The sequence below is a fragment of the Flavobacterium cryophilum genome (assembly GCF_048286555.1).
GTDB lineage: Bacteria > Bacteroidota > Bacteroidia > Flavobacteriales > Flavobacteriaceae > Flavobacterium.
The window spans coordinates 24,525-38,553 of record NZ_JBLVPZ010000013.1 but is presented as its reverse complement, the minus strand read 5'-3'; the positions used below and the strand labels follow the sequence as shown (position 1 = coordinate 38,553).

Annotated in this window: 12 protein-coding genes; 1 reads left to right on the top strand and 11 read right to left on the bottom strand. The window is 32.4% G+C overall.

The window, feature by feature from the left end:
* Positions 1-14: 14 nt before the first annotated feature.
* From ACNQGJ_RS15450 to ACNQGJ_RS15405, 10 genes are all read right to left on the bottom strand, one after another.
* The gene (locus tag ACNQGJ_RS15450) at positions 15-332 is read right to left on the bottom strand and encodes a rhodanese-like domain-containing protein (RefSeq protein ID WP_417974580.1); all 318 of its coding nucleotides are present in this window, start codon (positions 330-332) and stop codon (positions 15-17) included.
* A gap of 11 nt (positions 333-343) precedes the next feature.
* Positions 344-1,744, bottom strand: coding sequence for an MBL fold metallo-hydrolase (locus tag ACNQGJ_RS15445; RefSeq protein WP_417974578.1), 1,401 nt, complete (start codon positions 1,742-1,744; stop codon positions 344-346).
* Positions 1,745-2,090: 346 nt separating this feature from the next.
* The gene (locus ACNQGJ_RS15440) at positions 2,091-2,888 is read right to left on the bottom strand and encodes a sulfite exporter TauE/SafE family protein (RefSeq protein ID WP_417974577.1); all 798 of its coding nucleotides are present in this window, start codon (positions 2,886-2,888) and stop codon (positions 2,091-2,093) included.
* Between the two features lie 455 nt (positions 2,889-3,343).
* Positions 3,344-3,538 (bottom strand): diacylglycerol/lipid kinase family protein, encoded by a 195-nt coding sequence (locus tag ACNQGJ_RS15435; RefSeq protein ID WP_417974687.1) that lies wholly within the window; start codon positions 3,536-3,538, stop codon positions 3,344-3,346.
* 164 nt (positions 3,539-3,702) lie between these two features.
* Entirely contained in the window at positions 3,703-5,400 is a 1,698-nt protein-coding gene (locus ACNQGJ_RS15430; protein ID WP_470303343.1) for an LTA synthase family protein, read from the bottom strand.
* A gap of 356 nt (positions 5,401-5,756) precedes the next feature.
* Complete coding sequence (locus ACNQGJ_RS15425) at positions 5,757-6,188, bottom strand: PepSY-like domain-containing protein (RefSeq protein WP_417974573.1); 432 nt, start codon at positions 6,186-6,188, stop codon at positions 5,757-5,759.
* A gap of 108 nt (positions 6,189-6,296) precedes the next feature.
* Entirely contained in the window at positions 6,297-7,058 is a 762-nt protein-coding gene (locus tag ACNQGJ_RS15420; protein WP_417974571.1) for a COG4705 family protein, read from the bottom strand.
* Positions 7,059-7,068: 10 nt separating this feature from the next.
* Positions 7,069-9,480, bottom strand: a complete 2,412-nt coding sequence (locus ACNQGJ_RS15415; RefSeq protein ID WP_417974569.1) for a TonB-dependent receptor — start codon at positions 9,478-9,480, stop codon at positions 7,069-7,071.
* Positions 9,481-9,546: 66 nt separating this feature from the next.
* On the bottom strand, positions 9,547-10,836 hold the full coding sequence (locus tag ACNQGJ_RS15410) for a sensor histidine kinase (protein WP_417974567.1): 1,290 nt from the start codon (positions 10,834-10,836) through the stop codon (positions 9,547-9,549).
* Entirely contained in the window at positions 10,805-11,482 is a 678-nt protein-coding gene (locus tag ACNQGJ_RS15405) for a response regulator (protein WP_417974565.1), read from the bottom strand. The genes ACNQGJ_RS15410 and ACNQGJ_RS15405 overlap by 32 nt, the downstream gene beginning before the upstream one ends.
* A gap of 155 nt (positions 11,483-11,637) precedes the next feature.
* On the opposite strand from ACNQGJ_RS15405, the gene ACNQGJ_RS15400 reads away from it, so the two are divergent.
* Positions 11,638-11,808: a transposase gene (locus ACNQGJ_RS15400; protein ID WP_417974563.1), complete on the top strand. Its 171-nt coding sequence runs from the start codon at positions 11,638-11,640 to the stop codon at positions 11,806-11,808.
* Positions 11,809-11,998: 190 nt separating this feature from the next.
* Here the strand turns inward: ACNQGJ_RS15400 and ACNQGJ_RS15395 are convergent, their stop codons facing one another.
* Positions 11,999-14,023 carry a heavy metal translocating P-type ATPase gene (locus ACNQGJ_RS15395; RefSeq protein ID WP_417974561.1) on the bottom strand — a complete coding sequence of 675 codons (2,025 nt, stop codon included), beginning with the start codon at positions 14,021-14,023 and terminating at the stop codon, positions 11,999-12,001.
* Positions 14,024-14,029: the final 6 nt, after the last annotated feature.

Genomic DNA, 14,029 nt, shown 5'->3' with positions numbered 1-14,029 from the left:
AAAACTATCGTTGTTTATTTACTTATCGCTTCGTTTACATCTTGCCAAGTACCGCCATTTGTAACGTTTTTGAAACCATTTTGTTCCAAAATCATTTTGGCTTGACCACTGCGATTACCGCTTCGGCAGAAAACAATAATATGCTCTTTTCCTTTAAATTTTTCCAATTGGCTCGCCACTTGATCCAAAGGAATATTGGATGAACCTTTTACGTGACCTTCTGTGAATTCTGACGGTGTGCGCACATCTACTAGGAACGCACCTTCTTTTATTATTTTTTCCATTTGTGTGGTGTCTTTTTTTGAAAACATATTTTTAAAAATTCCGAACATAATTGAGGTTTTTAGTATTCAGTAGGATTATTTTGGCCGATCCACTCGTTCATTCCAGGAGAATAGTTAAGTACATTTTTATAACCATTTCGTGCTAATAACGAATAGGCAATTGTAGCCCTGTCACCGCCTTGGCAATGGATTAGTACTTTTTTATCTTTGCTTATTTTGTGCAGATTATTTACTAAAGTACCTACAAATACATTGTCGGCTCCTTTGATATGACCTGCATTGTATTCCACAACACCACGGAGGTCAACAATTTGAACGTCTTTTTCTTGTTGTAAGGCTTTAAATTCTTTTATTGTAATTTGATTTACTTTCTCCAAAGAGCCGCCATTTTCTTCCCATATTTTAGTAGAAGGAATGTACCCGTGAATGTTGTCTAATCCAATTCGCATTAGTTTTCTGGTCAAATCGTCTAATTGTGATTCATCGGCAAGCAACATAAAAGGTTCTTCATACGTAAGAAACCATCCTGCCCAAGTGGCAAATGAATTATTTCCCTGAATGTTGATGCTTCCCAGAATAAATCCTTTAGAAAATTCCGTTTTATCTCTTGCATCAATCAATTTTATCCCTTTTTCTAAAGCTGCTGTTAATTCGCTATAATCCAGTTGTTTTAATTTTGGAACAGTTGTAAGAAGCGGACGATCAACTTTATTTAGTTTTTTCATCATTGCAAAATATTTTGGTGGTTCAGGTTGGTCTTCTAACAAAAATTTTACAAATCCAGTTTCATCATTTTTATGCTTAAAAGCCCAGTTTCTTATTTTTTCATATCCTACAGTGGTACTTGGTACTGTTCCTAGTGCTTTTCCACAAGCAGAACCAGCTCCATGGCCTGGCCATACCTGAATATGATCAGGTAATGCAACGAATTTATTAATCGATTGATACATTTGTTTGGCGCCAATGTCTTGAGTTCCTATCATTCCGGCTGCTTTTTCAAGTAAATCAGGTCTTCCTATGTCACCAACAAATACAAAGTCACCGGTGAATAACATTACGGGTTCATTGCTTGCGGGAATATCTGTTAACAGAAAACTGATGCTTTCCGGAGTATGTCCTGGCGTGTGAACTACATCGATTTTTAAGTTTCCTACTTTTAGAACATCACCATCTCTCACGTCAACATGAGGGAATTCGTATTTCCAATCGGGTCCGCCTTCCGCTGAAAGGTACATTTCTGCTCCCGTCAAAGCGGCTAATTCTCTGGAACCTGCAAGGAAATCAGCATGAATGTGTGTTTCTAAAATATGAGTAATTTTCATATTGTTCTGCTTGGCAATTTCAAGGTAGGTGTCAACATCCCTTTTAGGATCGATAACTGCGGCTACACCTGCTTTTTGACAGCCAATAAAATAACTTGCCTGAGCAAGACTCTTGTCGTAAATGTGTTGAAAATACATATCGTTTTTTTTTTAGATTAATTATTAATTTGAAACCAAAATTACATATAGCATTTATTAAAAACGGTGACATATGTTACACAAGCTTTTTATAACTATAATTGTACGATTTTACCAATATGAACGTCGTGGCGTGTAGATACAATTTTTGTTACTTCTCTTGTACAATTTGATTTTGGCCGATTAAATTTTTTTAATAAGCAATTGTGGAGTAACAGAAAGCACCGAATTACCTCGAGCTTTGCTTATTAATATTTGATATTGATTAGCCATTTATTTTAGTAATAAGAAGATAAATTTATTTAATTTGCTTGTGCATCAATGTGACTTTTGTTATACAATAATTTTATTTTAGAAATAACTCCTTAGTAATAATATAAATTCCCATCACTAAAACAAACCAACCAAAAGCAGGTTTCAGTTTGTTGCCATCAATTTTTTTGGATAATGCTGTACCAATAAAAATTCCAACAATTGCAAATGCTGAAATGGTAAATAAGAATTGCCAATCGATAACGTTTTCTCCACCTTCTCCGAAAAAACCGATTAAAGATTTTGCAGCAATGATTACTAATGAAGTCCCAACCGCTTCTTTCATAGGAAGTTTACTCAAAATAACCAAAGCCGGTATAATTAAAAATCCACCGCCAGCTCCTACAAACCCGGTAATTATTCCTACGATTGCTCCTTCTACAAGTATAAGTGGATAATTGAATTCTTGTTCATGTGGTTCTTCAGAAGCGAGTTTTTTGTCTTTTTTAATCATGCTATAAGAAGCAATAATCATTATAACAGCGAAAAACAGCATTAAAAAAAGGTCTTTAGTCAAAATAAAATTTCCCACAGAAAATAGCTCTTTAGGAATTGCAGGAACTATTATTGCTCTTGTTGTAAAAACGGCGATAATTGATGGGATACCAAAAACAATTACTGTTTTTATGTTAACCAAACCTTTTTTGAAATAGCCAACAGTTCCTACTGCACTGGTTAAACCAACAATAAACAACGAATAAGCTGTTGCTAATACTGGTTCAACTGCAAATAAATAAACTAAAACGGGCACAGTAAGTATTGAGCCACCTCCCCCGATTAGTCCTAAAGCTACGCCAATAAGAATCGACGAAAAATAACCTATAAAGTCCATAAATATAAATTTTATACTGCAAATATTGCTAGTTAAAATTTTATAGTCTGTGACATTTATCACAAGGGAAGATTAAATCTAAAAGTTAAATATTATTGCGATGCATTTTTAGAACTCCTCGTTGTTCTACTATTTTGAGTAAAGGAGAAATAATTTCTCTGAAAGAATTCAGTTCAGTTGGAATTTACTTGATGCGATAATTTCGTCGTATCACAATTACAAGCATCGCTATATCTTTTCAATTAAAATTCCAAACATTCATCTTCTGCATCTATTTTTTTTCATTAATTACTGCAAAAGTTAATCCCAGCACTTCAAATAAAGAAATATACTTCTTTACTGTATTTACATAAAAGACAATTACTTACCGGTAAATAACTTACTTTTTTCGTTATAATAGAATTTAATTGCTTTTCTAATTCTACTCCTGTCTGTTATTTTGGTTGCCATAAACATTATTTTTTTAACAAATGTATGGTTCTGACAACATGAATAAAGTCAGTAATTGAGATGTTTAAGTTCGACGCTAACCCATTTCCGGAACCTATCGGAATAATTCCTAATTTAATTTTGGTGTTTATTAAACACGATGCTACTTCGTTTATTGTACCATCGCCACCACAAGCTACCAAATAATCGGGTTTATCTATGACCGCTTTTTTTTTAGCAAGTTTTACATCGTGTTTTTTGTATTTTGAATAATCGATTTATATTTTATATTTTTCTTTTGGAATATGACTTTAAAGGAATTTTTTAGTGATGTTATGCTTACCACTTCCAGAAATTGGATTAACAATAAAATGAATGTAAATCATTATTTTAATAATTTGTTTACAAACAGATAATCGGCTGTTTGATACCAAGAAATTGTTTCTTTTAGAAAGGACTTGTCAATTGGAATTGACTTCAAACTATTGTCTGTTTTGTTCCAAGTATAAAAAGCTTGCTTTTTTTGGTCAGACAAAATCATTACTTTGTCTTTTTTCATAAGTACTAACTTTCTATAGGTTCCAACTAAAGCACGTTCTTCAAAATTAGTATTAAATACATTTTTGCCAAAGAAGTTGCTTCCATACTCCCAGTTTTGCAAGGCAAAGAAAGTAGGGAAAATATCAATTTGTGAGCATTGTTTGTCAATTTTTTGATTTAATGTTTCGGGAAGATTTACTATAAAAGCAGGAATATGATAATTGGCAACATCAATTTCATCTTTTCCAGCACTACTAGCACAATGGTCAGCTATGATAATGAAAACAGTATTCTTAAACCAAGGTTTGTTTTTAGCTTTCTCGAACATTTTTTTTATAGCATAATCTGTATATTTTACTGCACCATCACGACCTGTTCCAGATGGAATGTCAATTGAATTATCTGGGTAAGTATATGGTCGATGGTTAGAAGTTGTCATTACAAAATTGAAAAACGGCTTGTTTTTGCTATAATGTTCATCAGCCACTTTTAGCATTTTGGAATAAATGTCTTCATCGCAAATTCCCCAAGCATTTTCAAATGTTACTTCGTTGTCATTAATATTATGTCGTACCGTTTTGATTTTGTCGCTTAATACACTACCACGTCCACGATCATAAATTGTAAAACCATTTCCTCCGAAATAAGCATTCATATTATCAAAATAACCATCACCACCGTAAAAGAAGTTAGAGTAGTATCCTTTTTCTTTGAAAACATTGGATATCGTAAACAGGTTTTGATTTTCAGGTCTTTTTACGATGCTTTGCCCAGGTGTTGGCGGAATGCAAAGTGTCATTGCTTCCATACCTCGAACAGTTCTTGTGCCTGTTGCATATAAGTTGTTAAAGAATATACTTTTTTGGGTAAGACTGTCTAAAAATGGAGTTATATTTTCCTTATTACCAAACTCTTTCATGAAGCTGCCGCTTAAGCTTTCAACCAAAATAAAAACCACATTCTTCTTACTTGACACTTGGTTAGTTGTGTCTGTTATTGTTCTATGGATGGATTGTCCCTGCGATTGATATTTACTGTTTTTATCGCTCAATTTATTTCTTATAATATCAAAAGCCAGTTTGTCATTTACAGAAGTATAAAACTCATTATATACCATTTGGTTATTCCTGAAAGCTGCAAAAAAAGAATAAATCCCCGATTTTGATATTTCAGCATTATATCTGTTTTTAGACCATTCTGCGTGATTGTTGGTGATGAATGTCGTGAAAAACAAGCAACTAACTAAACCAATAACTAATACAATAGCTCTTTCTTTAAAAGTCGCCGTTTGGCTAAAAGTGTTTTTGAATGCATTTTGTTTATAAAATAGAAATAAAAGCAAAAAAGTCAATAATGAAACGCCTATTATCAATAATGGCAAAGGATACGATTGTTGGATATTTGCAACTACTTCGTGAGTATAGATTAAATAATCCACTGCAATAAAATTAAATCGAGTTTTGAATTCGTCCCAGAAGGTGATTTCGGCAAAAAAAGTAAAAACCAGTATAAAGATTGTTAACGAAGTAAAAAACCAAATCAAGATTTTATCAAACCATGATCCAATCCATTTATTTGGAAAAATAAAGTAGTATATAATTGCCGGGAATATTATAAAACTAACTGTTCCAATATCAAAAAATAATCCTGTTAAAAGTGTTCCTAAAGATGTAAAGATATTAAACGAAACTTCATCGTATTGTAAGATAAAAAATATAATTCTTACTATTTGAGAGACAATAAAAAACCATAATATGAAAGAAAATAATAGCGAAAATCTGCTTGATAAATTGATGTTTTTGAACATAATAATTGGTAAAACGAATAATATATAGATGAAGAATCCAATAGAAAAATATAAGAACACTCACAAAAGTGTAAGTGCTCTAAAATCAAAATTCAACTCTCTTTATTTGATGAAATGTAATTCCCATTTTCATCAAACAATACGTCATTGCCTTTTATTTCAATTTCATAAGTAATCTTGCCTTTTGAGTTTGTTATTTTTGCAACCTCCTTAATTTTTTCATTTTTAAAGTGTACATTTAAATAGTTTACAACTTCCTTTGGTAATTGACTAACTTGGATTTCAACTTCTGTTTCCACTATTTTTCCTTCAGAATTCAATAGCATAGATATGTCTACTTTATTTACATCAAAACTAGCTTCGTAATTTTTTTGCTCTTTATCCCACTTTACTTCTTTAGCACCAGGGAATTTTTCATATAAGGCTTTCCTGATGATTTTTGGCACTTCTTTTTCTTTGATCATTTGACCAAAAGTAACTAATGACAGCATGCATAAAGCGATAACCAACATTGATTTTCTCATTGCTATTACATTTAAAATTAATAATATTCAAAGTTGTAAACCAATTTTGAATAAATATTGAATTTTGAACCGGATATTGTTTTTTCTGATAATTCTTTGAAAATTATTCTATATATTTTCTTTTGATAACGTATTTTGTCGTTCAATTGTATTGTTTTTAATAATAAAAGCGGTTATCAATACCACTAAAATTGTAAACAGTATTGCTGATGAACCTATAGTCCCAAAATTTAGTCCACCTTTCCCAAGAGGTTTTGTAAGTAAATCTCCAAAAGTTGCCCCAAATGGTCTTGTTAAAATAAATGCTAACCAAAACAATATTACTGATGATACTTTAAGAAAATAGTGTGCTAAAATTATCATCAGTAATAAACTTCCAATTAGTAACGCACCACCAAGAAACCCAAGCCCTGAATTATCAACTAAAAAGTCGCCTAAAGCTGTACCTAACGTATTGGAAAATAAAATCGCTATCCAATAAAAAGTTTCTCCACGAAATGTGTGAATATCGTTTACAGAAACTGATTTCTCTGTTTTTTTCCAAATTATAAATGTTGTGATCAATAGTGTAATTAGAATTAATGAACCTACAGCATATCCTAAGCCTAATGTGCGATCCATAAAATCTGAGATTGTAGTTCCAGCTGTGCTTGTTGCAAGAATTACTGACCAATAAAGTATTGGTTTGTATTTTTCTGCATACAATTGCATTCGAAGTGTAACAATAAAAAAAACAATTAAGATTAATGAACTCAATGCGTAACCAATATTTAATGTAATTGAAAATAAGTCTCCAGCAGTTTCACCCAGAGTAGTTGCACAAATCTTCATTATCCAAAATGCGACTGTGATTTCTGGTAATTTTTTCATTTGGTTTAGTTTAAAATTTATAATTATAACCTAATCGAACTACTTGTGTCTCGTAATAATCATTGCTAGTATAACTAAAATCCTGCCCTTGAATTTCTTTTTTGATTACTAACGTATTTAATAGATCAGTTGCATTTAGAAAGAACTCGCCTTTGCCTTTTTGAACTGATTTTTTTAGTCCTAAATCAAGTGAAAAGCGCGATTTTATTTTGCCTTGCGGAATAATATCAGGTGCTAAATAAATAGCTGTTACTTGCGCGTTTACTTTTTCAGTTAAGTGAAATGTGTTGTTCCACTTTATGTTTCCAGAGAAAACATCTTGTTTTACTGCTGAAAAGGTATTGGGCTCAGGATATAAATTTTGAACTGTAAACGCACCGATTTGGTTGTAATAGGCATTAAGATTTATATTGAATGAATACCATTTTGCAATATCTTGCGAAATGACCATTTCAACACCTGTATTCGTGCTTTTATTTACGTTTTGAAAGATGGCATAAATTAGATTACTATTGGGAACGGTAGAAGCTATTCTTGTTATAGTAGCTTCGGCAAAACGATGGTAGATAGCCGAATATAAATATCCTTTTTTTAAATTTCTTTTGAAACCTAATTCTACTACATTCGTGAATTGTGGTCGTAGTGCAGGATTACCCACTTTTATAATTTCAGCATCGTCGTACTTTGGAAATATTCGAATATCTACTTCGTTTGGCCTGTCAATTCTACGGTTGTAAAACAAGGATATTCTGTTGTCATCATTAATTTTATAAGCAAAACGAAAATTAGGAAATGGTTCAAAATACGAGTAGCCGTCTGTTCTGTACGTTGGATGGTTTGGGTTTACTTCATATTCTAAATCTAAGTATTCCAGGCGCAATCCAATTTCAGCTTCTATTTTATTGGTTTCATAAATGTAGTTTCCATAAACTGCAGGAATGATTTCTTTATACGTTGCTTTGCCACCTGCACTTGCATCTAGAGGCGAATTCGTTCCCGGAAAGAATTGCATATTGGTTGGAATAATTCGGTTACGAAATTTAAAACCCGTTTCAATTCTTCCATATTTTAAAGGTTTTATATAATCGATATTTATATCAACCACACTTTCATCGGATAACAATTTGAATGCATCTTTACTGGTTGAAGTAGGTAGAATATTATTGAAGAAATATTTTTCATCTTCTCTGTGAAAAGTATAATTGAAACCTATATTCAATAAATGTCCAGCTTGTTTAAATTTATGCTGATAGGCAGCAGTTCCCATAACCGTAGTTTTTAATTCATCCTCTAAAAATTGCCAAAGTCGCAATCGTGCGGAATAATCTGCATTAAAAAAAGGTTGGTCGCCGTTATCGATAATTTTTTCTGAACCAAATAAGCCCGAAATGGTTAGCGTATTGTAATCATCAATAGTCCAATCAATTCCCGATTTTATTGTAGTAAAATGTGTGTTTCGGTTTCTTTTTAATTGCTGGTTAATGATTGTTCCATCATTGTAGGTTCGAGTTACAAATTCATTTTTATTTAGTGTTTCGGTATATAAATAATCTCCTTGAAAGAACGCATTTATTTTGTTTTTACGGTAATTAAGCGCTACTGTAGGATTTATTTTTGGTGTTAGTGAATATTGTGGTCTTATTGTTGGCAAGTTTTCTTTTCGTTCCCACAAAGCACCTAAACCCGAAGTAAAACCTACTTTACCGTTGAATCCTTCTTTTTTATTTTTTTTGTAGATAATATTGATAATTCCAGCATTACCATTGGCATCATATTTAGCTGATGGATTATTAATGATTTCAATTTTATCTATTGCTGAAGCTGGAATATTATCTAAACCTGATTGGCTTCCAAAACCTGTTAAAGCAGTTTGTTTTCCATCTATCAATACGGTAACTTTATCATTGCCTCTAATTTGTACTTTTCCGTCTTGCACTGTAACACCCGGTAAGTTTTGCAATGATTGCAAGACAGAACCGCCGCTTTGACTGATATTGTCTGCCATTGAAAACGTTTTTTTGTCCATTTTATCGCTGACAGTATTTGTTTTAGAAACCACCACCACTTCCTGTAAGGTTGTAGTATCTTCTTCTAATTCGATAGTGCCTTGATCTAAAAATTCAGAAAGTGAACCAACATAAACCGATTGCGTTTTGGTTTTGTAACCAATAAACGAAAATTCTAAAATATAGTTTCCCGATTTTATATTGGCCAATGAAAATCTTCCTTCTTCGTTGGTTATTGTTGCGGCAATTAAAGTAGCGTCTTTAGAAGTTTTTAAAGCCACATTTACAAATGGCAAAGCCAATTTTGTAATTTTGTCTTTGGTGCTGCCTGATAGCGTAACCGATTTATTTTGTGCTGTTAAATTTGTTACTGATAGTAGTAAAAATGAAACTAAGAGTAGGATTTTAATTCGCATTGTATTTTATCTTTTTTGATTTTAATAAGACAAAAATATAAATGGAAATTGAAGAAATTCTGAATTTTAAAATACTATTTCAAAAGTGTGCATTCTGTTTATAAAATGATAGTTAATTGTCCAATGGTTTGTATCTACGATTTTTTTAATAATAGATAGCCCTAAACCATTTCCTTGAGAAGTTGGATTGGATTTAGAAAAACGCTCAAACATTTTTTCAGTCTGTAATGGTAAAAGCGTTCCTGTGTTTGAGAATGTTACACTATCATTAGTTAATTTAATCATAATTTGACCGTTTAGCTCATTGTGATTTATGGTGTTTAAAAATAGATTACTGATTAACATTTCTGCAAGAATATGATTTGAATTGATTACAACCTCATCTGCTAAATCGTTTGTAATACTTATTTTTTTTGAAAGTGCTTGTTCGCTAAAAAAGGTTAATTGATAATTGATAATTTCGTTTAAATTTATTTTCTCTATCTCATTGTATGAATTGCTATCAATTTTTGATAACACCAACAGATTTTTATTAAGTTTAACCAACCTTGAAGTAGTGTTGTTTAAATCATCAATCAATTTAAATTGTTCTGAGTTTAGGTCTTTTCGTTGTAAAATGTTTTCTAATTTACCTTTAAAAATAGCAATTGGTGTTTGCAACTCGTGTGCAGCATTTTCTATAAATTCTCTTTGACTTAGATAGATACTACTATTTTTATGGATTAAGCTATCTATGGCGTTATTTAATCTGTTGAACTCTTCGGTTGTGCTTTTAATTAATTTTACTGAGGTAGATTTGTCAATTTCAAATTGTTCCATTTTATCTAATGCCACATAAAATGGCTGCCATAATTTTCTTGAAATTATTTTGGTTATAATGAAAAAGCCAATTATTAGTAATAGTAACAATGAAATGAAAAGAATTACAGTGCTTCCAATTAGATTTTCTTTTTCGACCATATTTATTTTGGCGGAAAAGGTATACCATTTTCCTTCAATTTTTACAGGAGAATTCAGTGCTCTAAACGGTTCGTTTTCTTTATTTAGAGCATCATAATAACTATGGTCAAATAAACTGTCTTTTTGTATTCCATTGAATTTTTGGAGCGTGACATCGCGATTAAACTTGTTCCAAAGCGTTATATCTTTTATTGTTAAATTGTCTTTTGTGAACTTATCGAACTGTTTTTTTATAGCATATAAATCCTCATTGGCATCGTCTTCATACAAAATATTAGAAACAATATAGAATACCGGACCAACTGTGATCAATATTACTACAGCATAGATAAAATAATAATTTAGTGTTTTTTGAAGTAGTTTTTTATTCATCTTCCCATTTATAACCTGTTCCATAAACTGATTTTAGATAATCTGTAGTACCCATTTTTTTGAGCTTTTTTTTCATGTTTTTTATGTGTGCATATACAAAATCATGATTATCTAACATATCTGCCATATCACCTGATAGATGCTCCGCAATTGCGCTCTTGGACAAGACTTTATTTTTATTACCTATCAAAAATAATAATAAATCTATTTCTTTTTTGGTAAATTCAATTTTATTCCCTCGAATTTTAACCGACTTGCTTATCGTATCAATTTCAATTTCATTAAAAAAAATTACATTATTTCCGTTGAATTGTTTCCGTCTAACCAATGCTTGAATACGAACTAATAATTCCGACAAATGAAATGGTTTTGTTAAATAGTCGTCGGCTCCAAGTGTTAAACCTTCGATTTTGGTTTCTAAGGTGTCTTTGGCAGAAATTATGATAACACCTTCTGTTCTATTTTGTTTTTTGAGTAATTCTAAAATTTTAAATCCATTGCCATCCGTCAACATTAAATCCAATAGAATACAATCATACGAATATAAATGTATTTTCTCGATTGCTATTTTTAGTGAACTTGCTGACTCACAAACGAAATCATTACTGCTTAAGTAATTTCTAATACTTGCAGCAATTTCAATTTCATCTTCAATTATTAAAATTTTCATGTTGCAAATTAAGTAATCAATTTTGAATGAAAATTGAATTTGGAAAATTAAAATTTTTATTTTTTGATTCACAATTTTTATAAATTGTTATTACTTAAATGGACATGCTAACTTAGCCATCACAGAAAGTTAAGAAATCATCTTAATTTTAACCTATGAAAGAAGTGCGCAAAATTTATGACAAAGCTTTCAAAGAAAAAGCCGTCCAATTGAGTTATGAGAGAACAAACCTATCAAAGCTCGCCAGAGAGTTTGGAGTAGGTGCACCACAGTTGTATAAATGGCGCAAAGAGTTCGAGGATTTTGGAGAAGGAAGTTTTCAATAAATTAATTCAGCATAAAAAAAAGACATCAATAACGATTTCAAGTGCTGCCGTTGAAAAGCTACAACAGTATCTAATGAGAAAAATCTTGTAGTGTAAATGGTTATTGTTGAGGAGGAGGAAAAACATCTCTAAGAAATCATAAATATTTTAAAGAGCGTCCCTATTATGGGACGCCTCTTATTTATATAATTTAAAACTTCATTCGTTGTATTCTCACCGCATTTATAATTGCCAATAAAGCCACACCAACATCTGCAAAAACAGCTTCCCACATTGTGGCTAAACCGCCTGCACCAAGAACTAAAACAATAGCTTTTACTGAAAATGCCAAACCAATGTTTTGATAAACAATTTGTTTTGTTTTCTTGCCGATGTTTATTGCTGTGAAAATCTTTAAAGGCTGGTCATTTTGAATAACAATGTCGGCAGTTTCAATTGTTGCATCACTTCCTAAGCCGCCCATTGCAATACCGGCATCGGCAAGGGCAACTACTGGCGCATCGTTTACTCCATCGCCAACGAATGCAATTTTTAGGTTTTGCATTTTTAATTCCTCCACTTTTTCTACCTTGTTTTCCGGTAATAAATCGCCATATGCTTGGTCTATGTTTAATTCTTTTGCCACAGCATCTACAACGGCTTGTTTATCTCCCGAAAGCATTACGGTTTTCACGTTTATTTTATGTAAACTCTGAATTGCTTCTTTGGCATCTTCTTTAATTTCATCAGCAATTAAAAAATACCCTGTATATTTTTGATTGATTGCAATTACGATAATCGTGAAAGGTGTCGTATCGATTGCGACATCGTAACTAATGTTGAATTTTTTCATCAGCTTTACATTTCCTGCCAAGATCTCCTTTCCGTCCACTTTTCCTTTAAGTCCATGCCCTGCAATTTCTTCTACGTCAGTAACGGTAGCGTCTTTTTCTGAACCTTTTGCATATTCAATAATAGCTGTTCCAACTGGATGAGTCGATTTAGTTTCGAGAGCTGCTGTATATTTCACTAAGTCGGCTTCGGAAATATCCACAGCAACCACTTTTTGTACTTTGAAAACCCCTTTGGTCAGTGTCCCTGTTTTGTCCATAACCACTACCGCAATGGATGCCATTAGATCTAGAAAATTAGATCCTTTAAACAAAATTCCGTTTTTGCTTGCTGCGCCAATGCCACCGAAATAGCCTAATGGAATAGAAATAACCAATGCGCATGGGCAGGAGATAACCAAGAAAATTAAGGCTCTGTACAACCAATCACTGAAAATGTAGTTTTCTACAAATAGTATTGGAAGCAAACAAATCCCGATGGCAAGAAACACTACTGCTGGCGTATATATTTTGGCAAACTTCCTGATAAATAATTCCGTAGGGGCTTTTTTGGCTGTTGCTTCCTGCACCATTTCTAAAATTTTAGATAATTTACTATCGGTGTAGGCAGTTGTTATTACGACCAGAACTACCGTATTCAAATTAATCATACCGGCAAGAACGGTATCGTCTTTTTGTTTAGTGTCTGGTTTGCTTTCTCCTGTTAGCGCTGCGGTGTTGAACGAGGCCGTATCAGAAAGTAGTTTTCCGTCTAATGCTAGCTTTTCTCCTGGTTTTAATTGAATGATTTCTCCAATGGTGATTGCGGATGCTTTTTTTATAGTCGCATTTTCTCCGTTCATTACTGTTGCTTCATCAGGTCTTTGGTCTAATAATAATTTGATGTTTGTTTTTGCTCTCTGAACAGCCAAGGTTTGAAACACTTCACCAACGGCATAAAAAAGCATTACCGCAACACCTTCGGGATATTCACGAATTGCAAATGCACCAATGGTAGCAATGCTCATCAATAAAAATTCCGAAAACACTTCTCCTTTGCGAATACTTTCGAATGCTTCTTTTAAAACGGGGAAGCCTACTGGAACATAGGCAACTCCATACCAAATTATCCGAACCCAACCTGTAAACCATGTTTGTGTAAAATAATTGTCAAAACCAATAGCCACAAGGAGTAAAATGAAAGAAATAATTGCGGGCAAAAACATTTTAAAAGTACTTTCATTCCCGCCTGAAGGGTCATGGTCGTGACCGTCATCATCAGCATGTTCGGATTTATAGTCAACGGTACAACATCCCGTTTGTTTGTCGGTTTTGTTGTTTATTTTTTCTTCCAGTGTGCAACAAAGCTGTTTGCCGTTTGCATCATATTTATGTTTGTGTTTCATTTTTTT